Raw genomic sequence first — 22,886 nt, 5'->3', positions numbered from 1 at the left:
CGGGGAAGGAGACACCGCCGTCGTGGTTCCGGAGGAAAGGAGTCCTACTCCGCTTCCACCGCTGCGGCGACGGCGGCGGTAACCGCCGGCGCCACGCGCGGGTCCAGCGGGCTGGGGACGATGTAGTCCGCCGACAGGTCCTCGGCGGCAAGCTCGGCAATGGCACGGGCCGCGGCCAGCTTCATGGCCGGGGTGATGCGGCGGGCCCCTGCGTCGAGCGCACCGCGGAAGATGCCCGGGAACGCCAGGACGTTGTTGATCTGGTTGGGGAAGTCGCTGCGGCCCGTGGCCACGACGGCGGCGTACTTCACGGCAACCTCGGGCAGGACTTCGGGGTCCGGGTTGGAGAGGGCGAAGACGATGGCGTCCTGGTTCATGGTGGCCAGGTGTGCCTCGTCCAGCTTGGAGGAGGAGACGCCGATGAACACGTCGGCTCCAGCGAGGGCTTCGGCGGGGCCGCCGGTGATGCCACGGGGGTTGCTGCGGCCGGCGATGTCCGCCTTCTTGCTTCCGGGGCTGGCGGCCAGGTCCTCCCGGCCGCTGTTGATGACGCCCCGGGAGTCCAGCAGGACCACGTCGGTGATACCGGCTGCGAGGAGGATTTCGGCGACGGCGATTCCTGCCGCGCCGGCGCCGGACACCACAACCTTCAGCCCTTCCAGGCCGCGGCCGGTCACCTTGGCTGCGTTGGTGAGCGCGGCAAGGGCAACGACGGCGGTGCCGTGCTGGTCATCATGCATGACCGGGCAGTCCAGGGCTTCGATCAGCTTTTCCTCAAGCTCGAAGCAGCGCGGAGCCGAGATGTCTTCAAGGTTGACGGCGCCGAAGCTGGGGCGCAGGCGGACCAGCGTTTCCACGATCTCGTCCACGTCGGTGGTGTTGAGGACCAGCGGGATGGAGTCAAGGTCGCCAAAGGTCTTGAACAGGGCGGACTTGCCTTCCATGACGGGCAGCGAGGCGCTGGCACCGATGTTGCCCAGGCCCAGGACGGCCGTGCCGTCGCTGACAACGACCACCAGGCGCTCGGCCCAGGTCAACGTGCGGGCGAGTTCGGGCTTGGCGTGGATGGCGCGGCTGACCTCGGCGACACCCGGGGTGTAGGCGATGGACAGGTCCCGCTTGTTGGACAGCGGAACAGTGCTGGTGACGGACAGCTTGCCGCCCTGGTGGGCGCTGAAGATCTCGTCTTCGGTCAGGGCAGTGGCTGCTGAGTTGTCGGCGGCGGTAATTGCGTCAATGGACACGTCGTTGTCTCCTGGTGCTTGCCGTGGGCGCACGGCACATGGGACTGGAGCCCGGCAGCGGGCCCAGCATGGAAAAGTAGTGCGACAGGAAACCCAGGGGTGGCGGGTCCGTGGGAACGCCGGGGATGTTTCCGCCCTGCCGCTCCTGTGCCTCCATGGTAGGCAGTCCCGAACTGCCCGGGTGGCACCTCTTGACAGCCCCGGCGTCTGAAAAACCGTTTTGGCAGCGGTTTACGTGGCCCGCATCACGTGATTATGGCGGATTTAATCAGCTTTTGGTCTAGACCAGTTACGCCGATCGACTCACTGTTAACGCGGCCTCGGCTCCCGGGGACAGCCGTCCGCAGGCCTTTTTGAGGTCTTCCTCCGCTTCAAAGAGCGACAGCCGGCGGTTCCGCACGGACTGGACCAGACCAGTGACCGTCAGGAGGAGGACCCGCGCTCCCACGGCGTCACCGCAGGCGCCGGCCACGAGCTTTTCGCTGAGTGCGTCGATCTCGCGCAGGAGGTCCGTGGTGTCTTTGTCCGGCAGGTACACGCCCCTGCTGAGGCATTGCTCCACCGCGGGCTGCATGACGCGCATATGGAAGATTTCCATCAGCAGGCCGGAAAGAGCGCGGCCCCGGAAGCGCGGGGACGAGCCGCGGGAACCTCCCTGCAGTTCGTCCAGCTGCTGCCGGTACAGCGCCAGCATCAGATGGGTGGGGGACGGAAAGTAGCGGTAGAGCGTGCCCAGCGGTACGTCTGCTTTTTCTGCGACCTGGGAGAGTTCCACGGCATCAAGCCCCGTGCGGGCAAACCCGGCAGCGGTATCAAGGATCCGTGCGTAGCGGAGGCGCTGGCGTGGAGCGGAAGGCCTGGCGGCCATGGGCGGATGGTCTGAAAAAGTCTCGGGCATCAGCATTCCGGGGTTGTGTCGTAGGGACTGCGGCCAGGAGCGCCCCCACTTCCGTACCGCCCTGCAGCCCGGTTCAACTATACGGCACAGGCACGTGACCTAATCAGTCAGCGGCCTTATCTTCAGGCCCCCAAGGGGTCAGTCGACGCCCCGGATCTTCACCACAAAGACCGCGCCCAGGAGTCCAATTGCCGCAGCGGTGAGGAACAGTGTCCGGTAGCCGCCCCAGTAGTTCACGGCCAGGAGCGCCAAAGCCGGAGCAACCACCTGCGGCAGCGAGTTGGCCACGTTGATGACGCCCATATCCTTGCCCCGGCTGACGGCGAAAGGCAGGACCTGGGTCAACAGGGCAAAGTCCACGGCCAGGTAGGCGCCAAACCCGATGCCCAGGACCGCGGCACCGGCCAGCGCACCGGGCCACACGGGAAAGAACGCCATGATGGCACCGGCCATGGCGATGGTGGCGGAGGATCCGATGACGAAGGGCTTCCGCCGCCCCACCCTGTCACTCCAGGGCCCAGCGACGACGGCCGTGATCATCACCATCACGGCATAGATGCCGGTCAGGACCAGCACCCCCATGGCGGGATCCCCGAAGTGGATGACGTCGCGCAGGAAGAAGAGGAGGTAGACGATGGTCAGCTGGTTGCCCACATTGACCAGGAAACGGGTCAGCCAGGCCCACGCGAAGTCCGGATAGCGACGGGGGCTGATCCAGAAGCCCTTGATGAAACCGAGGGGGCGGAAAGCCGGCAGTTCCGACCTGGGAAGTTCGGGGTCGTTACGGTGGAACAGGTACGGCAGCACGGAGAGCAGCAGCGCACCCGCGCAGAGCCAGTAGCCCACCATGAAGTTCCCGGAGACCACGGCGCCGAAGACCGCCCCCGTGAGGATTCCGAGGGTCTGGCCCATTGCCGCGAGTCCGCCCACTCCCCCGCGTTGGACCACGGGTACCCGGTCCGGGACGGCGGCGGTGATGGCGGCGTAGGCGGCGTTTGCGCCCAGCTGCACCAGGCACCAGAAGAGAACCATGAGCGCCACGGCACCCGAGAAGGACATGGCCAGCAGCGCCGCGGTGGCAAGCACTGCCCCGGCCAGCACCCACGGCGCCCGCCGGCCGAACCGTGACGTGGTCCGGTCCGACAGCGCACCGAAGAGGGGTTGGCCACCAGCGACACGGCGGCCCCGCAGGCCGTGACCAGGGACAGGATGGCTTCCTTGGCAGGCGCATCGATGCTGATGGCCTGCTGGCCGATGAAGACGTTGATGGGGCCGAAGAAGGCGGCGTTGATCCCCACGTTCACCAGCACCAGCCCGGTCACCCAGCGGGCAGTGACCCGCTCAACCGGTTCGGCGAGCGCTGCCGCCGGGGTTTGGGCCGCGAAGGTGCCGTCCGGCGCGGGCGTATTGGACACACTCATTGGTTTGGCTCCCCCTGGAACGGCCGGTTGGCGGTGGGATCAGACTATCGTTGGCGGTAACGCGCCGCCCTGTGCCGGGCGCCGAATGCGCACAGTCCACCATTACGCGAGGAGAGCCACGTGACCACACCAGCAGGAAACGGATCCGCTCCGGCCATGAACACTGCCGATCTCTACGACGAGCGCGGCGACGCACTGGCATCGGTGTCCCTGCAGTTCCAGTCCCTGGGCGGCCGGTCCCATTTCAGCGGTCCGGTCCGGACCATCCGTTGCTTCCAGGACAACGCCCTGGTGAAGTCCACGCTCGGCTCCCCGGGGAACGGCGCGGTCCTGGTGGTGGACGGCGGCGGCTCGCTGGGCACCGCCCTGATGGGGGACATGATCGCCGAAAGCGCCGTGGCCAACGGCTGGGCCGGCGTCGTCATCAATGGCGCCATCCGCGACCGGCTGGCAATCGCTGAACTGGACCTCGGCGTCAAGGCCCTCGGAAGCAACCCCAGGAAGAGCCAGAAGGCCGGAGCCGGCGAGATCGACGTGGACGTGGTGATCGACGGCGTGACGTTCCGCCCCGGAGCCACCGTCTGGTGCGATCCCGACGGCATCCTCGTGGAACCGTAGGGGCGGTTGGGCAAAAGCTTCAGCAACAAAATCGCACGGCCGGGAATAGAAAGAGCCGGTAAGATAGTTACTGAAAGCAACTATCGCTGCTTATATCCTTTTTCTTCCCTTGGAGCACCCATGTCCAAAGCCACTGCCGCGCCAGGCGCCGGAGAAACCCTGACACGACGCCAGATCGTCACCGTAATGGTGGGCCTGATGCTGGGCATGTTCCTGGCATCCCTCGACCAGACCATCGTCTCCACGTCCATCTACACCATCGCCAACGACCTGGACGGACTCTCCCTGCAGGCGTGGGCCACCACCGCCTACCTGATCACGTCCACGGTCAGCACCCCGCTCTACGGCAAGCTGAGCGACATTTTCGGGCGCCGCCCGCTGTACCTGACCGCCATCGCCGTCTTCCTGGTGGGCTCGCTTTACGCGGGGTCCGTGCACTCGATGACTGAACTGGCCATTGCCCGCGGCATCCAGGGCCTGGGCGCCGGCGGCCTGCTCGCCCTGGCGCTGACCATCATCGGCGACATCGTCTCGCTCAAGGACCGCGCCAAGTTCCAGGGCTACTTCATGTCCGTATTCGGAATCTCCTCGGTCCTGGGTCCGGTAGTGGGCGGCGCGTTCGCCGGTTCCGCCAACATCCTGGGCTTTGACGGCTGGCGCTGGGTGTTCTTCATCAACATTCCCATCGGACTGGCGGCCCTGACGGTGGTGTTCCTGTTCCTGCACCTTCCCGCCAAGCACCTCAAGCAAAAAATCGATTACTGGGGCGCGGCAGCGATCACCGTGGCCATCGTTCCCCTCCTCCTGGTGGCCGAACAGGGCCGCACCTGGGGCTGGACCTCGCTGAACTCCTTCCTCTGCTACGGCCTGGGCGTGGTGGGTATTGCCTGGTTCCTGCTGGCGGAAAAACGCGCCGGCGACTACGCACTCATCCCGCTGCGGCTCTTCCACAACGTCACGTTCGGCCTGTCCTCGCTGCTGAACTTCATCATCGGCATCGGCATGTTCGGCGCCATCGCCATGCTCCCGATGTACCTCCAACTGGTGAAGGGCCTCACCCCCACCGAAGCCGGCCTGATGATGATCACCTTCACGGTGGGCATCCTGTTCGGATCCATCACGGCCGGCCGCACCATCTCCGCCTCCGGAACGTTCCGCATCTTTCCCATCATGGGTACCGGAATCCTGACCGCGGCGGCCCTGGTGATGGGCTTCTCGCTGGGCGTGGACACGGACCTGTGGGTGCCGGGCCTGATTGCGGTGTTCTTCGGAGTGGGCCTGGGCTTCTGCATGCAGCCGCTCACGCTGGCCATGCAGACCTCGGTTCCGCCGCGGGACATGGGCGTGGGGACCTCCTCGGCAGCGTTCTTCCGCTCCATGGGCGGTGCCGTGGGAACCGCCGTCTTCATCTCCATGCTGTTCAGCCTGGCTGCCAGCCGGATCGCCGACAGCATGAAGGCCGCCGCCACGGATCCCGCCTACCTGGCCGTGCTCAAGGACCCCGCCGTCGCGTCGGACCCGGCCAACACCAAGCTGTACGACTTCTTCAAGAACGGTGCATCCAACGATTCCCTGAACGACACCAGCTGGCTGCACACCGCCAACAGCACCCTGACCAGGCCCATCACCGAAGGGTTCGCCACGTCCATCGACACGGTGATGCTGACGGCGGCAGCCCTGACCGGCCTGGCGTTCCTCATCAGCTTCGCCCTCCCCCGGAAGAAGCTGACCGACCAGAAAGCATCCCCGCAGGACAGGGACAGCATGGAGATTCCGGCGCACTAGCAGGTGCCCCGGCCCGGGAGCGCACTGAACGGACGACGACGGCGGCACGGCCCGCCGTCGTCGTCCGGCGTTTAAGGGGACAGTCGCTCAAGGGGACAAGGGGCGCCAAGTGGAACCTAAGGCGGTGACGTGCCACACTGTTTAGCGCGTGTGCGCCGGCCCCTTTGGCCGGTACCGCAGCCGACGACGTCCGCACCGCATCCATAAAACCCCCAAACCCAGGGAGAACCATGCCCACTGCACAGGAGCAGACCACCACCGGGATTCCGCGGCGGGTGATCTGGCTGGCGCTCGCGGGGGCGGTGGGCGGATTCCTCTTCGGCTTTGACTCGTCCGTGGTCAACGGGGCCGTGGATGCCCTGAAGGGCGAATTCGCGCTCTCCGAGGCCGTGACAGGATTCGCCGTGGCCATTGCCCTCCTGGGCTGCGCGGCCGGCGCCTTCCTGGCCGGCAAGGTGGCGGACCGGCACGGCCGCATTCCCGCCATGAAGCTCGGCGCGCTGCTGTTCCTGGTCAGCGCCCTGGGCACCGGGTTCGCCTTCGGCGTCTGGGACCTGGTGTTCTGGCGCCTGGTGGGCGGGCTGGGCATCGGCCTGGCGTCGGTCATCGCCCCGGCCTACATTTCCGAGATTTCGCCGCGGCAGGTGCGCGGCCGCCTGGCCTCGCTGCAGCAGCTGGCCATCACCACCGGCATCTTCGCCGCCCTGCTGTCAGACGCGCTCCTGGCCACCACTGCCGGCGGCGCGGACCAGCGCTTCTGGCTGGGCATTGAGGCATGGCGGTGGATGTTCCTCGCTGCCGCCGTCCCGGCCGTGGTCTACGGCTGGATTGCCTTCACCCTGCCCGAGTCCCCGCGGTTCCTCGTGTTCAAGGGCAAGGAGGAGGAAGCCCGGAAGGTCTTCGCCTCGATCGCCCCCGCCGAGGACACCGACCGGCACATCCGCGAGATCCAGGACGCCATCGAGGAAGACAAGGTGGCCGGCCAGAAGGGCTCGCTGCGCGGCAAGACCCTGGGCCTGCAGGCAGTGGTCTGGGTGGGCATCGTCCTGTCCGTGCTTCAGCAGTTCGTGGGGATCAACGTGATCTTCTACTACTCCACCACCTTGTGGAAGGCTGTGGGCTTCCAGGAGAAGGACTCCCTGGCCATCTCGGTGGCAACGTCCATCACCAACATCCTGGTCACCCTGGTGGCCATTGCCCTGGTTGACCGCGTGGGCCGCCGGCCCATCCTGCTGGCCGGCTCCGTGGGAATGGCCGTGTCCCTGGGCGCCATGGCCCTGGCGTTCTCCTCTGCCACCGGCTCCGGCGAGAACATCACCCTCCCGGGTGCGTGGGGTCCCGTGGCCCTGGTTGCGGCCAACGTGTTCGTCGTCAGCTTCGGCGCCTCCTGGGGACCACTGGTATGGGTGCTCCTGGGCGAGATCTTCCCGTCCCGGATCCGCGCCCGGGCCCTGGGCCTGGCCGCCGCCGCGCAGTGGGTGGCCAACTTCGTGATCACCCTCAGCTTCCCGGTCATGGCGTCCGCGTCCCTGCCGTTGACCTATGCGATGTACGCCCTGTTCGCTGCCGCGTCCTTCTTCTTCGTCATGTTCAAGGTGCCGGAGACCAACGGCATGTCCCTGGAGCAGGCGGAGACGCTGTTCGTGCCGAAGGGTTCGGCGAAGGCCAAGTAACGCCCCATCACATTCGGCAACTTTTCCGGCGACGCCCCATCAGCTTCCGCCGGAAAACATCAAACCCTCCATCACCTGGCGTGATGGAGGGTTTGCCGTTTATTGCCTGACGTGCGGCGGTTACACGACGTGCGGTTCGTGCGAGGACAGGTAGGCCCGGCCGCCGAACGCGACGAGGATGGCGATCACCATGGCCACCGCACCGGCGAAGAACGGGACCTGCGGGCCGAAGTGCTCGCCGAGCTGGGCCGCCGCGAACGGGGCCAGCGCGCCGCCCATCCAGCGGACGAAGTTGTAGCCGGAGGATGCCACCGGCCGGGGCGAATCCGAGACACCCATGGCCAGTTCGGTGTAGATGGTGTTGTTGACGCCCAGCAGTGCACCGGCAACGATCACCAGCACGACGACGGCGGGAACCGAGTGCCCGGCAGCCAGTCCCAGCCCGGCCAGATCCAGCATGAGCAGGAACAGCGTGCCCGTCAGGACCTTCACCGCGCCGAAGCGTGCCTGCAGCGGCGGGGCCACGAAGACCGAGAACACCGCCACGGCCACGCCCCACCCGAAGAAGACTCCGCCAATGCCGTACGCATCCATGCCCAGGATGAACGGGGTGAAAGCCAGGATGGTGAAGAAGCCGTAGTTGTAGAACAGGCCGCTCGCCGCCGTCGTCCGCAGTCCCTTGTGTCCCAGCGCCCGCAGCGGGTCGCGGAGGCGCACCTTGCGCTCAGGCAGCGGGGTCTTGGGCAGCAGGGCGATCAGGGCGATGAAGGCGGCGGCCATGAGGACGGCGGTGCCGAAGAAGGGTGCGCGCCACTGCCAGCCGCCCAGGAGGGCGCCGAGCAACGGGCCGAGGGAGATGCCCAGGCCCAGGGCGGCCTCGTAGAGGATGATGGCGGTCCCGGCGCCGCCGCTGGCCACGCCCACGATCACGGCGAGGGCGGTGGCCACGAAGAGGGCGTTGCCCAGTCCCCAGCCGGCGCGGAAGCCCACCAGCTCACCAACGCTGGCGGACATTCCGGACAGCGAGGAGAAGACGACAATGACGGCCAGGCCGATCAGCAGGGTCTTCTTGCCGCCGATCCGCGAGGACACAAAACCCGTGATCAGCATGGCCAGCGCCGTGACCAGGAAGTAGCTGGTGAAGAGCAGCGATACCTCGCTGGGGCTGGCGTCCAGGTTGGTGGCGATGGCCGGGAGGATGGGATCCACCAGCCCGATGCCCATGAAGGCGAACACTGCGGCGAGGGCGGTGGCCCACACCGCCTTGGGCTGCTTCAGGAATGAGGCCCTTTCCGCCTGCAGGGTTGATTCTGGTGCCGGCAGGGTTTCTGCGAGCTGGCCGTCCATGGAGGGTACTCCTAAGTTCGTGGCTAATTCAGTGTGGCTGGCTGGTTCAGTTCTGGAGGGATGCATTGATCTTGTCGATGACCGGCAGGGCCTCCGACAGGGCTTTACGGTCCTGGTCGGTGAGGGTGCTGAGGATGTCGGCCATCACCTGGTTGCGCCGCGTGTTTGCGGCGTCGACGGCGGCACGGCCTTGGGGGGTGAGGATCACCCGGACGGCGCGGGAGTCTGCCGGGTCGGGCTCGCGCCGGGCCAGGCCCGCGCGTTCGAGCTTGATGATCTGCTCGGTGGCGCTGGGCACGCGGACCCCGAGGTTCCGGGCAATTTCACCGACGCGCTGGCCTTCGCCGAGCAGCATCTTGAGCGTGCTGAGCTGGGCGGCGCTGAGTTCACCGTCCGCGTCGAGGCGCCGGACCAGGTAGACACTGTGGCGGAGGGCTTCGCGGAACCCGCTGGCGAGTTCCTGGAGCTGGGGATCGTTGGTATCCATCGTTAGGTACCCTAACATTTAGGGTACCTAACAGTCAATGCCTAGAGGGCCAGCTTCATGCCGACGTGGCTGGCCTCGAAGCCCAGCTGCTGGTAGAACCGCTGGGCTGCCGTGCGGCTTCGATGGGTGGTCAGCTGCATCAGGCTGCAGCCGCGCCTGCGGGACTCCCCGGCCGCCCAGCCCACCATCAGCTTCCCGAGCCCCTGGCCGCGGAGGGACGCGTCCACCCGGACGCCCTCGAGCTGCGAGCGCCAGGCACCCGTCCGCGAGATCCCTGGCAGGAAACTCAGCTGGAAGGTGGCAACTGCCGCGCCTGCGGCTTCGCCGTGAGGCACCAGTTCGCCCACCACCAGCAGATGGTTCCGGTCAGCCGCTATCGCGTCGAAGGCGTGCTCGTAAGGTTCCATGTCCTGCGCGGTTTCCCGCCCGGCGGCCAGGGCATCGTCGGCCAGCAGCCGCACCATGGCGGGCAGGTCGGCCCGGGTGGCGTGGCGGAGGCGGAACGTGCCGCCGTCGACGTCGGCAGTGAACAGGGCAGGAACGGCATCTTGGGCAGGAATCACCTGCCCAGCCTTGCACAGGAAGACCGCGACGCCGGCACCCGCATGGGTGCCGGCGTCGTGCTGATGCCGCGTTGCCGGAAATCCGGCAGGATCTGATGGATCGTTGCGTCAGGGGGTGCAGGAAGTGATGGCGCGCGTCCCGGGATGTGTCAGGCCGGGGTGCTGGCCAGCTCCGCCTGCCGCTCCTCCACCAGGGTGGCAACGGCATTGAACAGCGGATGGTCCTTCTCGAGCCCGGTGATTTTCGCCGTGGCATCCGCCGGGCCCGCGGAGGCCAGGATGGCTGCCAGCTCGGTAGCCTCGGCATCGGCGGGATCGGTGAAGCGCAGGGCGGCCGCGATGGCACCCAGCAGGGCCTCCGGCACGACGCCGCGTTCCGCCAGTTCCGCCGCCGGGCCGATGAACCGTTCGTGCCTGCTCAGCTTCCGCAGCGGGGCGCGGCCCACCCGGTTCACGGTGTCCGGCAGGTACGGGTTGGAGAACCGGACCAGGATCTTCTGGACGTAGGCCTCCTGCTCGTCGTTGCTGAACCCGTGCTTGGCCACCAGGAGCTGCTTGGTTTCCTCCAGCACCGCCCGTACGTCCTCGGCCACATCCTGGTCCGCCATGGCGTCCGAGATCTTCTCCACGCCCGCTTCGAAGCCGAGGTAGGCGGCAGAGGCATGCCCGGTGTTCACGGTGAACAGCTTCCGCTCGATGTAGGGCGAGAGGTCATCCACGAAGGTGGCTCCCGGAATCACCGGAACGGAATCGCCGAAGGCGGTGCGGTCGATGACCCACTCGTAGAAGGTTTCCACCGTCACGTCCAGGCCCTGCCCGGCCTCCTGGTTGGGCACGATCCGGTCCACGGCGGTGTTGGCGAAGACCGCCTTGCCGTCGAGCACTGCGGCGGTGACCCCGGGCTGCGAGGCAACCTCCTTGGCCAGGATGTCCGTGGCATTGATGGCGTTCTCGCAGGCCATCACCTGGAGCGGGGTGAGGCCCGGTTCCCTGGCGACGATGCCCTTGGCGATCACGGGCGCCACGAACTTCAGGATGTGCGGGCCCACCGCCGTGGTGACGGTGTCCGCCGTCGAGATTTCCTGGACCAGCTCTGCTTCCTGGGCGTTGGAGTTCAGCGCCCGGAAGTTGTCCACGGTGCGTACGGCGGGGTTCTCCCCCACCTCGTGCACCGCATAGCTGTCCGCCTGCGAGAGCCGGGTGATGAGTTCCTCCGCGACGTCCGCGAACACCACCTCGTAGCCTGCGTCATGCAGGAGCAGGCCCACGAAGCCGCGGCCGATGTTGCCGGCACCGAAATGTACTGCCTTCACTATGCGTTGACCTTTCCGAAGAGCTCCAGGACTTCGTCCTCGGACGTGGCAGCCTCCAGCCGGGCCACCTGCTCCTTGTTGGTGAACACCTTGGCGATGGAGGACAGGATGTGCAGGTGTTCGTTGTTGATGCCTGCCACGCCCACCACGAACTTCACTTCCTTGCCGTTCCAGTCGATGCCCTCCGGGTAGCGGATGACGGACACCGCGGACTTGCGGATGTGGTCCTTGGCGGCGTTGGTGCCGTGCGGGATGGCTAGGAAGCTGCCCATGTAGGTGGACACGGATTCCTCGCGCTCGTGCATGGCGGCAATGTAGCCCTCATCCACGGCGCCACGGGCCAGCAGGAGCCGGCCGGCCTCGTCGATGGCGGCGTCACGGGTGGTGGCCTTACCGGTCAGCACCACGCTCTCGCGGGCCAGGATCTCGGAGGTTCCGGTGGCGGCTGCTGCGCCGCCTGCCGTCGCTCCCGCGGCAGCGGGGGCTGCGTCCACCGGGGCATCGGCGGCGTGGGCACCGTGGGAGGTGCCGGCGTCGGTCGTTCCGCCCTCGGTGTTGCTGTCCCGGACCAGCTCGACGATCTCGTCGTAGCGGGGGCTGTTCATGAAGTTGTCCACCGAGTAGTGGACGGCGCTGGAGGTGACCGGCTTGGCGCGTTCGGTCAGGTCCTGGTGGGTGACCACAACGTCGTAGGTGTCGCTGAGGTTGGCGATGGAGGCGTTGGTGACCTTGACGTCGGGGAAGCCCGCTGCCTTGATCTTGTTCCGCAGCACCGAGGCGCCCATGGCGCTGGAGCCCATGCCGGCGTCGCACGCAAACACGATGTTCCGCACCGGGCCGGCGAGCACGCCCACTCCGCCGTGGCCGGCGGCCGCACCAGCGGCAGTTCCCGCCCCGGCACCGGTCAGGGTGGAGGCAACCGAGCTCTTCTTGCCCTTCATGGCCTCCATGCGGGCGGTGGCGTCGCCCAGGTCCGCCTCGTCACTGTGCTTGGTGGTTCGCAGGATGACGGAGGAGACCAGGAAGGAGACGGCAGCCGCGAGCACCACGGAGAGGATCACGCCGAAGTAGCTGTCGCGGGAGGTCTGCGCCAGGACGGCGAAGATGGAGCCAGGCGCGGCCGGGGCCACGAGGCCGGAGTTGGTGATGGCCAGGGTCGCGATGCCGGTCATGCCGCCGGCGATGGTGCCCAGGATCAGCAGCGGGCGCATCAGGACGTAAGGGAAGTAGATCTCGTGGATGCCGCCGAGGAACTGGATGATGGCAGCGCCGGGGGCGGAGGCCTTGGCGGCGCCGCGGCCAAAGAACGCGTACGCGAGCAGGAGGCCTAGGCCGGGACCGGGGTTGGCCTCCAGCAGGAACAGGATGGACTTGCCCTGCTCCAGGGACTGCTGGACGCCCAGCGGGGTGAGGACGCCGTGGTTGATGGCGTTGTTCAGGAACAGGACCTTGGCGGGTTCGATGAAGATGCTGGTCAGCGGCAGGAGGCCGTTCTGCACCAGGAACTGGACAAAGTTGCCGGCGGCCGTGCTGAAGGCGGTGACCAGCGGCGAGATGCCGTAGAAGCCCAGCAGTGCCAGCAGGGCGCCCCAGATGCCGGCGGAGAAGTTGTTGACCAGCATTTCGAAGCCCGGGCGGATCTTGCCGTCCCAGATGGAGTCGATCTTCTTCATGGTCCAGCCGCCCAGGGGGCCCATGATCATGGCACCGATGAACATCGGGATGCCGGCGCCCACAATCACGCCCATGGTGCCGATGGCCCCCACCACGCCGCCGCGGACGTCGTAGACCATCTTGCCGCCGGTGTAGCCGATCAGCAGCGGCAGGAGGTAGGTGATCATGGGGCCCACCAGGCCGATGTTGGGCTTCCCGCCGGTCTCACCGAAACCACCGAGCTGCGGAACAGGCAGCCACCCCTTCTCGATGAAGAGGGCGGTGATGATGCCCCAGGCGATGAACGCGCCAATGTTGGGCATGATCATGCCGGACAGGAATGTCCCGAACTTTTGGACGTGCACGCGCGCGCTGGTGCGGGGTTTTGCAACTGTCTCTGTTGCCATGTGATTTCCTAACCGTCATTCCTGCTGCTCCGCAGGATTGGTCCGATGATTACGACGACGTACTGCTGGGTAATGCGGGGTTGTGGGGCTATCCGGCCGGGCTGGTGGAGATCCGGTGCAGCCATTCGAGGAAAAGCTTGAGTTCCGAGCTGGAAAGCTGGTCAGAGTGCGAAGCCTGAAGTGCGGCGTTCAGGGCGATCGCTGCCACCACCACCGAGGACTTCCCGGTGCCGCCCGGGGCCGGGCCGCTGGCGGGCTCGGCGGACACCGCGAAAATCATGGCGTCCCGGGTCATGGTGGACAGTTCGAGGTTGCGTTCGGTGGCGGGTTCCGCAATCAGCATCAGCGTCACTCCCACGTTGGCCGCCAGGATGGACCTGGCCGCTTCCCTGGGCTGGACGTTCAGCTGGCCCGCCGCCGCTGCTTTGTTCAGCATCTCTTCCATCAGCGCCTCGGCATCCGCCACGATGGCAGGACGGCTTTCCGGACGGATGTTGCCGAACATGACCAGGTACAGCTCGGGCTGGTTCAGGCCGAACTGGACGTGGTTGTCCCACATTCTCCGGATGTCCTCAAGTGGCTGTCCGGAAGGGGCGAAATCCCTTTCGCCCGCGACATATTCCTCAAACCCTGCGGCGACGACGGCGTCGAACAGACCTTCCTTGTCACCGAAGTGGTGGTACAGGGTGGGAGCCGAAACCCCTGCCAGCTGGGTGATCTGGCGGGTGGAGACCGGAGCTCCGGCCGAATTTGCCAGCAGTTCCGCGGCAGCACGGAGCAGCCGCATTTTGGGGGGAAGCTGGCCATCCAAACTCATAACCGCTACCCTAGCACCTATAGCGTTGCTATATGAACTGAATCACATACAATTTTTTCAGGCACGTTTCCCGCCCCTGGACGTAGCAGTCCTCCGGCGGACCCGGCACGGCGCCGGAGAACTTGGCGGGCCTGTCTACCGGCAGAGAATGAGGACCTTCAGTGCAGAACTTCCCAGGAGTAGGCGTCAGCCCAGGCCGCGTCATCGGCACCATCCGGCAGATGCCCAAACCCATCAGTGAGCCTCCCGCCGGTGAACAGCTGGCTCCGGACACCACTGCCGAGGAAGCCACCGCAGCGCTGAAGGCAGCTTCCCAGGCGGTGCACGACGAACTGAAGGAGCGCGCCGCGCACGCCATCGGTGACGGCAAGGCTGTCCTGGAAGCCACTGCACTGATGGCCAAGGACACCATGCTGATCAAGGGGGCGGCCAAGCTGGTGGCCCGGGGTGTTTCTGCCGAACGCGCCATCTGGGAATCCGGCTCCTCCGTGTCGGAGATGCTGCACAACCTGGGCGGCTACATGGCCGAACGGGCCACCGACGTCCTGGACGTCCGTGCCCGGATTGTCGCCGCGCTGCGGGGCGTCCCCGCACCCGGCATCCCCGCCTCCAACACCCCGTTCGTGCTGGTGGCAGAGGACCTTGCCCCCGCGGACACGGCAACCCTTGACCCGAACAAGGTCCTGGCGCTGGTCACCGCCGGCGGCGGCCCCCAGTCCCACACGGCGATCATCGCCCGCTCCCTCGGCCTGCCCGCCGTGGTTGCCGCCGTGGGCGTCGACGAGCTCCCCGACGGCACCGAGGTCTACGTGGACGGCGCGGCCGGCAGCATCACCGCCGAACCTGACGAGACCCTCCGTGCCACGGCGGAAGCCTGGGCAGCCACGGCGTCGCTGCTGGCTGAGTTCACCGGCACGGGTACGACGGCGGATGGCCACCAGGTGCCGCTGCTCGCCAACGTGGGTGGCGGCAAGGACGCCGAAGCTGCCGCCAAGCTCGGAGCCCAGGGCGTAGGCCTCTTCCGCACCGAGTTCTGCTTCCTGGAGCGGGACACCGAACCTTCCGTTGAAGAGCAGGCGGCTGCCTACAAGAGCGTTTTCGATGCCTTCCCCGGCAAGAAGGTGGTGCTGCGTACGCTGGATGCGGGCGCGGACAAGCCCCTGCCCTTCCTGACCGATTCCACGGAGCCCAACCCTGCCCTCGGCGTCCGCGGCTACCGCACGGACTTCACCACCCCCGGCGTCCTGGACCGGCAGCTCGAAGCCATCGCCCTGGCCCAGCAGCAGTCCCAGGCCGACGTCTGGGTCATGGCCCCCATGATCTCCACCGCGGAGGAAGCCTCGCGCTTCGCCTCCATGTGCGCAGACGCCGGCATCAAGACCCCCGGCGTCATGGTGGAGGTCCCCTCCGCGGCCCTGACCGCCGAGGCCATCCTCCGCGAAGTCAGCTTCGCCAGCCTGGGCACCAACGACCTCACGCAGTACGCCATGGCTGCCGACCGCCAGCTCGGCCCGCTCGCCAATCTGAACACCCCCTGGCAGCCCGCGGTCCTGCGCCTCGTGGGACTGACCGTCGAGGGGTCCCGCGCGGAGGGCCACGACAAGCCCGTGGGCGTCTGTGGTGAAGCTGCCGCCGATCCTGCCCTCGCCGTCGTCCTTACCGGCCTTGGCGTCAGCACCCTGTCCATGACGGCGCGGTCCCTTGCCGCGGTGGCCGCGGTCCTGAAGACCGTGACCCTGTCCGAGGCCCAGGAACTGGCCAAGCTGGCCCTGTCCGCGCCGAGCGCCACCGAAGCCCGCGCCTGGGTGCGGGAAAAGCTGCCGGTCCTGGAGGAACTGGGGCTCTGACGCCCGCGGGCATGCCGGCCACACCCGGGATAGGCTACGTCCATGGCACTGATAGCCCCCCGCGTCACGGCCGGCCTGCCCGCCGGCGAGGCCCGCAGCCTGACGCGCGCCCTCGAGGACAGCAATGACATCACCGTGTTCGTGGACGGAACGGTCCACCGGCTGCCCGGACAGGCCAGGGACGCCGTCGTGGATCTCCTCGCCAGGCTGGGCCGCGGCGAAACGGTGACCGTGAGCAGCGTGGAGGAGATGCTGACCACCTCCCAGGCGGCCGAACTGGCAGGGATTTCGCACACCTACCTGCGCAACATGACGGACCGCGGCGAGATCCCGGTGGAGTACCGCGGATCGCACCGCCGGATCCGGACGGCCGACATCATGACGTGGCTCGGGAAGCAGAAGCTTGCGGAGCAAAAGCGCAAGCACGAAAAGGACGCCGGCGAGCACGCCGGCACGGCCGGGTAGTGCGGTCCCGCATGGCGTGGCCGCGGCGGCGGAAAGACGTTTCACTTCGCTCCGCCGACGTGGAAGCAAACGGTTTACGGGGCCGCATCTTCTGGGCTGACGGGACGCCCCCTCCCGGGCCGGACGCTGCCGGAGCACCGGCGGGACCCGCCTATGTCCTCATCCACGGCATCGGCGTCTCCCACCGCTACCTTCGGCGCCTCCACGGCGAACTCGCCACCGTTGCCCCTACCTATGTCCTGGACCTGCCGGGCTTCGCCGGGACACCCAGGCCGGAGCGGCAGCTGTCCGTTGCAGACTACGGCGCCTTCATCGCCCAGGCCCTGAAGGCAAGCGGCAGTGGCTCCTACATCCTGGTGGGACATTCCATGGGCGTTCAGTTCGCCATCGAGGCCGCCCTCTACGCCCCGGCGCAGGCTCACCGGCTGGTGCTCATGGGGCCGGTGGTGGACTCCCGGTACCGGAGCGTGTGGCGGCAGGGGCTGGCGCTTTTCCTGGACGCCCTCCTCCGCGAAAACGCGTCCTCCAACTGGCTCGTCTTCTCGGACTACTTCCGCTGCGGACCGCGCTGGTACTTCACCGAACTCCCCGTCATGATGGCCTACCCCACGGAGCGGCGGCTGGCCGGCATCAATGTGCCCGTCCTGGTGCTGCGCGGCAACCACGACCAGGTGGCGGGCGCCGACTGGTCGCTCCGGCTCTCGCAGGTGGTTCCGGAGGGAAGCTTCGCGGAGATCCAGCGCGCCGGACATGTGGTCCAGCACCTGCGTCCGCGGCAGGTGGCGGAGGCCATCAAATCCTGGGCCGCGCCGCCCACCGCCGCATCTTGAGGGCGGCGTGCAGTTCCAGCCGGGGCATCCCCTTGAGCGGGTCCACTCCCAGCAGCTGCCGGATCCGCCCCAGCCTGTTGTAGATGCTGCTGCGGTGCAGGTGGAGCTTGGTGGCCACATCCTGGACTGAGCCGTCATTGTCATAGAGCAGCTCCAGGACCGGAATCAGCTCGCCGTTGCGGTCGTGGTCCTCGAGCATCCGGAAGTACACCGACCCGGAATCAGCCCACGCCCCCACCCCTCCCCCGGCGGACGCGAGTAACTGGTACACGCCGGTGGCCCTGCAGTCCACCAGCTCGCCCAGCTGGGGATCCACCGCGGCGGCCTGGGCCGCCATCCGTGACTGCCGGTATGCCTCGGAGAGCTGGCGGGTCTTGGCGAAGCCTTCACTGATCCCCAGGATGATCCGGTGCACCGGGCGGCCGGAGCGCTTGGCCAGCTCCAGCTGGTAGTGCACCAGGACCTGTGCATGGTTGGCCCGGCCGGTCGATTCGCGGAACAGCACCACCGAATGCGTCTCCGTGCCGGCGCTGAAGAGGGCGGCGTCCACCCCCACCGTGGCCTGGAGTGCGGTGGACCGGTGGATCAGGGTGGACGCGATGGGGTCCGGGCCGCTGGCCCAGCCGTCCGCGTCCAGCACCGTGACCATCTGCCATGGACCCCTGCCCTGGACTTCCTTCCACCCGGCCACGGCGGCCACGGCATTGGGTTCTCCGGCACAGGCGGCCAGGAATTCCCGTTCACGGCCCCGCCGGAATTCGGATTCGGCCGTGTTCGAGTCGAGCAGGAGCCCGGACAGCAGCTCCAGCTCGTGGTTGACGCCGGGCAGTTGGGTGAGGATCGCCGTCGGGCTTTCCTCCGCCGAGTCCTGCTGCACCCAGAGGTAACCCACCCGGAAGCCGCGCACCATGAGCGGGACGCACACCCGGCCCAGCATGCCCAGGTCCGGGTTGGCCGGAACCACCACGGGCCGCACGGCAGTGGCAATGCCATGGGAGAGCTGCCATGCGCTCACGTCCGCCGGAACCTTCTTGCTCAACAGGAAGTTCACCCTCACGCGGTCGGCATGGGACTGGTTGGAGCTGTAGGCGAGCAGCAGTCCGTCCAGGTCCTCAAGGGACAGGCCACGGCCCAGCTTCTGCGCCACCTGTTCGACGAGCTGTTCCACACCCTGCTGCTGCATGGGCCAACAGTACTGCCCAGGTGGCCCCGCGGACGAACGGACATGAGGCGACACCTGACGCTTCAGGACTCGACAGGTGTCGAGATGAGGGATACAAAATCCGCGGAATGGCGCGGTTGGTCGTGCAGCGTCCGATGCAGTTCATGTCGCCTGGCTCACAGCGGGATTTATCGTTGAAACACGAAAATCCTTCCGCCTTTTCGGCCTACCGGCCCCAAAAACTGGAGCAGACGATGATCATCGGCGTCCCCAAAGAAATCAAGAACAACGAATTCCGCGTGGCCATCACCGCGGCAGGCGTCCACGAGTTCCTCACCCACGGGCACACCGTGCTGGTGGAGCGCGGGGCCGGCCTGGGTTCGGGCATCACCGACGAGGAATACTCGATCGCCGGCGCCGAGATCGTCAACGAGGCCGATGACGTCTGGGCCCGCGCCGACATGGTGATGAAGGTCAAGGAACCCATCAAGTCCGAGTACCACCGCTTCCGCAAGGGCCTGATCCTCTTCACCTACCTGCACCTGGCCGCCGAGCCGGAGCTCACCACGGAGCTCATCAACTCCGGCGTCACCGCCATCGCGTACGAAACCGTCCAGGAGGGCCGGTCCCTCCCCCTGCTGGCACCGATGTCCGAAGTTGCCGGCCGCCTCTCCGTCCAGGTCGGCGCCACCTCCCTGATGGCCCCCGCCGGCGGCAAGGGCGTCCTGATGGGCGGCGTGCCCGGCGTCCGCCCCGCCAAGGTGGTTGTCCTGGGCGCCGGTGTTGCCGGCACCAACGCCGCAGCCATGGCCCTGGGCCTGGGCGCCGACGTCACCATCCTGGACATCAACATCAACCGCCTGCGCGAACTGGACGCCCAGTACCAGGGCCGGTTGAAGACCGTTGCCTCCAACACGTACGAGATCGAAAAGTCAGTCGTTGACGCCGACCTGGTGATCGGTTCCGTCCTCATCCCCGGCGCCAAGGCGCCCAAGCTGGTCACGAACGACCTCGTGGCCCGGATGAAGCCCGGCTCCGTCCTGGTGGACATCGCCGTGGACCAGGGCGGCTGCTTCGAGGACACCCACCCCACCACGCACCAGGAACCCACGTACAAGGTGCACAACACCATCTTCTACTGCGTGGCCAACATGCCTGGCGCCGTACCCAACACCTCCACGTACGCGCTGACCAACGTCACCCTGCGCTACGCGGTATCCCTGGCAAACCTGGGCGTCAAGGCCGCCTTCGACCGCGACCCCGCCCTGGCTGCGGGCCTCAACATCGCCGCGGGCCACGTGGCACACCACTCCGTGTCCGAGGCCCACAACCTGCCCCTCGTGGCTGACTGGCACGAGCTCGTCTCCGCTTAAGGCCCCCCCTTCATCGATTGCTCCGTACTTGTCGTTTTGGACCCCCGGAACGACAACTACGGAGCAATCGATGAGTCATTTAACCCAGTTCCCTTGCCCTCTCAATAATTCTTAGGACCTCGACGGCATCCTCCGGGTTTACGGGGAGGGGCAGGGATGACTGTGCTCCGCCGTCGAGGATCCTGGCTGCCAGCAGCCGGTAGAACTCCGGGTAGTTCCCACGTTCGGTGGGCAGACGGTCCAGGTGTCCGTCGCGGCCCAGGAGCCCGGCCCACTCAGGCGCCTCCACGCCGTAGTCCCCGTCCAGCGGGCTGCCACCCGCCACGACGTAGGGCTCCTGCGGGTCCACGCCGTTCTTGGTGAAGCCGCCGATCGAACCCAGCACCCGGAAGCGCGGCCCCTGCTGGGCGCACAGCACGTTCATCGCCAGGTGGCTGATCACTCCCGACTGGTGTTGCAGGACCAGGAAGACGTCGTCGTCAGCCCGTTCATCGGACCGCCGCGCCTGCAGTTCCGCGTGGAGGACGGTGGCCGGGCCGAACAGATGCAGTGCCTGGTCGATCAGGTGGCTGCCCAGGTCGAACAGGACGCCTCCGCCGTCGGCAGCGGTGGCCCGCGCTTTCCAGGCTTTGGCGATGGCCGGGGACCACCGCTCGAACCGCGACTCGAACCGGGTCACCCGGCCCAGGGCCTGGGCCGCCAGCAGCTTTTGGAGGGTCAGGAAATCCCCGTCCCACCGGCGGTTGTGGAACACGGTGAGCACCCGGCCCAGATGCCCCGCCAACGCAATGAGTTCCTCGCCCTGCGCGCTGGTGACCGCGAACGGCTTGTCCACCACCACGTCCAGCCCCGCCTCCAACGCGGCCTTTGCCAGGGGGAAATGGGTCATGGGCGGCGTCGCCAGGACCACAAGGTCAAGGTCCGCTGCCCGCCTGACGACGTCGGCGCCGTCGCGCACCACCTCCACCCCGGGAAGCCGGGACGAGGCACTTGCCTGCCGCCCGGCGTCGGACGTTGCAACGACGTCCAGCGAGTAGCTGGTGTTGGCTGCCAGCAGCGGCGCGTGGAAGACGCTGCCGGCAAGCCCGTAGCCGACGACGGCGGTGCGGATGGTGCGGGGGGCGCCTTCAGTTCCGGTCATGGAAGCAACGCTACCCCCGGTCCCGCGTGGTTAAAACGCCTGGTTAAAAGAAGCCGGCACCCCTGGAAGACCAGGGGTGCCGGCTTGTCGATCGGGCTGCGGGGGGGGTTACTTCTTGACCCAGCCGATGGTGGTCCAGTCCGGGACCTGCGAGGTGCTCTGGAAGAGGGACGGACCGTAGTTGGCCAGTCCGGTGCGGACGAAGGAGATCTGCGGGCCGTTGAAGACTACGCCCATGGAGTAGTACTTGGCCATGTGCTCCTTCTCCACGTCCATGGCTGCCTTGTTGCGGGCTGCGTTGTCCTCGATAGAGGCGAGGTCGGCGATCTTCTTGTCCAGCTCGGCGTCGCCCAGCTTGTTCTCGTTGACCTTGGAGTCGTAGTACTGCTTGACGGCGTCGGTGGCATCCGGGCCCACGGTGTAGCCGGAGATGCTCAGGTCGAACTCGCGGCTGCCCAGCACCTTGCCGAAGTCGGCGGAGGCGCGCTGGTCAATGCCCACATCCATGCCGCCGGCCTGGAGCTGCTTCTGCAGGGTCTGTGCCACGGCCAGGGTGGTGGGGTCGTCGCCGAAGTTGCTGATCTTGAAGGCAGCGGGCTTGCCGTCCTTCTCCATGATGCCGTTGGCGTTGGCCGTGTAGCCGGCGTCGGTGAGGACCTTCTTGGCGGCATCGGCACCGGTTTCCTTGACCGGGTAGTTGTCCTGGTAGTACTCCGAGAACGGCAGGAGCATCATGGAACCGCTGCTGGGCTCCTCCCAGTTCAGGCCGTTGAAGCGGACCTTGCGGAGGGCTTCGCGGTCCACGGCAGCGAAGATGGCCTTGCGGACGTTGACGTCGGTGATGCGCTGGGCATTCAGGTTCAGGCCGCCGGCGAAGAGGCGCTGGCCGCGGCGGATGTCCGCATCCTTGGTGCCGTCCAGCTGCTTGTAGAGCGAGATGGTGTTGGCGGACATGGCATCGATCTCACCGTTCTTGAAGGCGGCGATCTGTGCGCTGGTTTCCAGCTGGCGGAAGGTCACGTTGGCCAGGACCGGCTTCTGGCCCCACCACTTGTCGTTCGGAACCATCGTGACCGTCTTGGCGGCGGTGTCGTACTGGTCCAGCTTGAAGGGGCCGGCCATCCACTCCGGGTGCATGTTGCCGTTGAAGCCCTCGTTGAAGATCTCCGGGGTGTTGACGGCCGGGTGGATGAGTCCGAAGAAGAGCGAATCCACGGGGAAGACCGGGCGGCTGGTCTTGACGATGACTTCCTTGTCGCTGCTGCCCGCCTCGACGGAGTCAACGAACTCATAGGCGCCCGAGCTGACGATGTCGTAGCCGGCATCCGGGCTCTTGAGGATGTTCCAGGTGTTCTTGAAGGCCTTGACGTCAATGGGCGTGCCGTCGTTGTAGGTGGCCTTGGGGTTCACCTTGATGGTGATGGTCTGCTTGCCGTCCTTGACCACGCTGTCCACCGACTCGCAGAAGTCCGTGTTGGGCGTGACCTTGCCCTTGAAGTCAACCTTCCAGCAGCCGCCGATGCCGCCGCTGTTCATCGCGACCGGGTTCATGGGGATCTGCAGGGCGGAGTTGTCCGCGCTGTTGCCGTTGTTGGAGAACCCGTTGAAGTCCGGGCCGATGTTGCCCAGCGGAAGGGTGACCTTGCCGCCCTGCTGAAGGTCGGACGCCGGCTTCTCGTTGATGCTGATCAGCTTGGACAGGTCGCTTCCGGATTCCTGTCCTTTGGCTGTTTCGGGGCCGCTGGCACCGCCACCGCCGCAGGCCGTCAGCGCCAGGGCCGCAGCAACGGCTGCAGCTCCGCCGATCCTGTTCAGTTTCCTCATGGTTTTCCCTTCATTGGT

18 protein-coding genes and 1 pseudogene are annotated in these 22,886 nt (G+C 66.9%); 7 read left to right on the top strand and 12 right to left on the bottom strand.

Annotated features, from left to right (window positions below):
- Positions 1 to 44 precede the first annotated feature (44 nt).
- The 3 genes and pseudogenes from BACI349Y_RS01110 to BACI349Y_RS01100 all read right to left on the bottom strand — a co-directional run bounded on the left by BACI349Y_RS01110 (position 45) and on the right by BACI349Y_RS01100 (position 3,563).
- Positions 45 to 1,244, bottom strand: a complete 1,200-nt coding sequence (locus BACI349Y_RS01110) for an NAD(P)-dependent malic enzyme (protein WP_159629689.1) — start codon at positions 1,242 to 1,244, stop codon at positions 45 to 47.
- A gap of 289 nt (positions 1,245 to 1,533) precedes the next feature.
- On the bottom strand, positions 1,534 to 2,142 hold the full coding sequence (locus BACI349Y_RS01105) for a TetR/AcrR family transcriptional regulator (protein WP_159629687.1): 609 nt from the start codon (positions 2,140 to 2,142) through the stop codon (positions 1,534 to 1,536).
- Positions 2,143 to 2,280: 138 nt separating this feature from the next.
- Positions 2,281 to 3,563, bottom strand: a pseudogene (locus tag BACI349Y_RS01100) (MFS transporter).
- Between the two features lie 156 nt (positions 3,564 to 3,719).
- Between BACI349Y_RS01100 and rraA the strand changes: the two are divergent.
- The 3 genes from rraA to BACI349Y_RS01085 all read left to right on the top strand — a co-directional run bounded on the left by rraA (position 3,720) and on the right by BACI349Y_RS01085 (position 7,639).
- Positions 3,720 to 4,181 (top strand): ribonuclease E activity regulator RraA, encoded by a 462-nt coding sequence (gene rraA / locus BACI349Y_RS01095; protein ID WP_159635009.1) that lies wholly within the window; start codon positions 3,720 to 3,722, stop codon positions 4,179 to 4,181.
- A gap of 120 nt (positions 4,182 to 4,301) precedes the next feature.
- Positions 4,302 to 5,966 carry an MDR family MFS transporter gene (locus BACI349Y_RS01090; RefSeq protein WP_159629685.1) on the top strand — a complete coding sequence of 555 codons (1,665 nt, stop codon included), beginning with the start codon at positions 4,302 to 4,304 and terminating at the stop codon, positions 5,964 to 5,966.
- A 230-nt stretch (positions 5,967 to 6,196) separates the two neighbouring features.
- Complete coding sequence (locus tag BACI349Y_RS01085) at positions 6,197 to 7,639, top strand: sugar porter family MFS transporter (protein WP_159629683.1); 1,443 nt, start codon at positions 6,197 to 6,199, stop codon at positions 7,637 to 7,639.
- A gap of 120 nt (positions 7,640 to 7,759) precedes the next feature.
- Here the strand turns inward: BACI349Y_RS01085 and BACI349Y_RS01080 are convergent, their stop codons facing one another.
- The 6 genes from BACI349Y_RS01080 to BACI349Y_RS01055 form a co-directional block, all read right to left on the bottom strand.
- Positions 7,760 to 8,986: an MFS transporter gene (locus tag BACI349Y_RS01080; RefSeq protein ID WP_159629681.1), complete on the bottom strand. Its 1,227-nt coding sequence runs from the start codon at positions 8,984 to 8,986 to the stop codon at positions 7,760 to 7,762.
- A 46-nt stretch (positions 8,987 to 9,032) separates the two neighbouring features.
- Complete coding sequence (locus BACI349Y_RS01075) at positions 9,033 to 9,473, bottom strand: MarR family winged helix-turn-helix transcriptional regulator (protein ID WP_159629679.1); 441 nt, start codon at positions 9,471 to 9,473, stop codon at positions 9,033 to 9,035.
- A 41-nt stretch (positions 9,474 to 9,514) separates the two neighbouring features.
- Positions 9,515 to 10,006: a GNAT family N-acetyltransferase gene (locus tag BACI349Y_RS01070; protein ID WP_159635006.1), complete on the bottom strand. Its 492-nt coding sequence runs from the start codon at positions 10,004 to 10,006 to the stop codon at positions 9,515 to 9,517.
- Positions 10,007 to 10,185: 179 nt separating this feature from the next.
- Positions 10,186 to 11,349: a mannitol-1-phosphate 5-dehydrogenase gene (locus BACI349Y_RS01065; RefSeq protein WP_159629677.1), complete on the bottom strand. Its 1,164-nt coding sequence runs from the start codon at positions 11,347 to 11,349 to the stop codon at positions 10,186 to 10,188.
- On the bottom strand, positions 11,349 to 13,409 hold the full coding sequence (locus BACI349Y_RS01060) for a PTS mannitol transporter subunit IICBA (protein WP_159629675.1): 2,061 nt from the start codon (positions 13,407 to 13,409) through the stop codon (positions 11,349 to 11,351). Before BACI349Y_RS01060 ends, BACI349Y_RS01065 begins: the two co-directional genes overlap by 1 nt.
- Positions 13,410 to 13,497: 88 nt before the next feature.
- Positions 13,498 to 14,226, bottom strand: a complete 729-nt coding sequence (locus tag BACI349Y_RS01055; RefSeq protein WP_159629673.1) for a TetR/AcrR family transcriptional regulator — start codon at positions 14,224 to 14,226, stop codon at positions 13,498 to 13,500.
- A gap of 161 nt (positions 14,227 to 14,387) precedes the next feature.
- Here BACI349Y_RS01055 and ptsP point away from each other — a divergent pair, with 161 nt between their 5' ends.
- Genes ptsP through BACI349Y_RS01040 form a run of 3 tightly spaced genes read left to right on the top strand, consistent with a single transcriptional unit; the run spans position 14,388 to position 17,368 of the window.
- Positions 14,388 to 16,073: a phosphoenolpyruvate--protein phosphotransferase gene (gene ptsP, locus BACI349Y_RS01050; protein ID WP_159629671.1), complete on the top strand. Its 1,686-nt coding sequence runs from the start codon at positions 14,388 to 14,390 to the stop codon at positions 16,071 to 16,073.
- A 42-nt stretch (positions 16,074 to 16,115) separates the two neighbouring features.
- Positions 16,116 to 16,538, top strand: a complete 423-nt coding sequence (locus BACI349Y_RS01045; protein WP_159629669.1) for a helix-turn-helix domain-containing protein — start codon at positions 16,116 to 16,118, stop codon at positions 16,536 to 16,538.
- 11 nt (positions 16,539 to 16,549) lie between these two features.
- Positions 16,550 to 17,368, top strand: coding sequence for an alpha/beta fold hydrolase (locus BACI349Y_RS01040; protein WP_159629668.1), 819 nt, complete (start codon positions 16,550 to 16,552; stop codon positions 17,366 to 17,368).
- On the opposite strand, the gene BACI349Y_RS01035 is transcribed toward BACI349Y_RS01040, so the two are convergent.
- Positions 17,331 to 18,551, bottom strand: coding sequence for a PucR family transcriptional regulator (locus tag BACI349Y_RS01035; RefSeq protein WP_159629666.1), 1,221 nt, complete (start codon positions 18,549 to 18,551; stop codon positions 17,331 to 17,333). The two genes, BACI349Y_RS01040 and BACI349Y_RS01035, sit on opposite strands and share 38 nt — an antisense overlap.
- 233 nt (positions 18,552 to 18,784) lie before the next feature.
- Between BACI349Y_RS01035 and ald the strand changes: the two genes are divergently transcribed.
- Entirely contained in the window at positions 18,785 to 19,903 is a 1,119-nt protein-coding gene (gene ald / locus BACI349Y_RS01030; protein ID WP_159635003.1) for an alanine dehydrogenase, read from the top strand.
- A 79-nt stretch (positions 19,904 to 19,982) separates the two neighbouring features.
- Here ald and BACI349Y_RS01025 read toward each other — a convergent pair whose 3' ends face one another.
- Both BACI349Y_RS01025 and BACI349Y_RS01020 read right to left on the bottom strand, forming a co-directional pair.
- Complete coding sequence (locus tag BACI349Y_RS01025) at positions 19,983 to 21,044, bottom strand: Gfo/Idh/MocA family protein (protein WP_159629664.1); 1,062 nt, start codon at positions 21,042 to 21,044, stop codon at positions 19,983 to 19,985.
- Between the two features lie 108 nt (positions 21,045 to 21,152).
- Positions 21,153 to 22,868 (bottom strand): ABC transporter family substrate-binding protein, encoded by a 1,716-nt coding sequence (locus BACI349Y_RS01020; protein ID WP_159629662.1) that lies wholly within the window; start codon positions 22,866 to 22,868, stop codon positions 21,153 to 21,155.
- Between the last annotated feature and the right edge of the window lie 18 nt (positions 22,869 to 22,886).

Origin of the sequence: Arthrobacter sp. 8AJ (genome assembly GCF_902506025.1) — a bacterium.
Classification (GTDB): domain Bacteria; phylum Actinomycetota; class Actinomycetes; order Actinomycetales; family Micrococcaceae; genus Arthrobacter.
The sequence above is the reverse complement of the archived record's forward strand: the minus strand, read 5'-3'. Positions and strand labels throughout refer to the sequence as shown.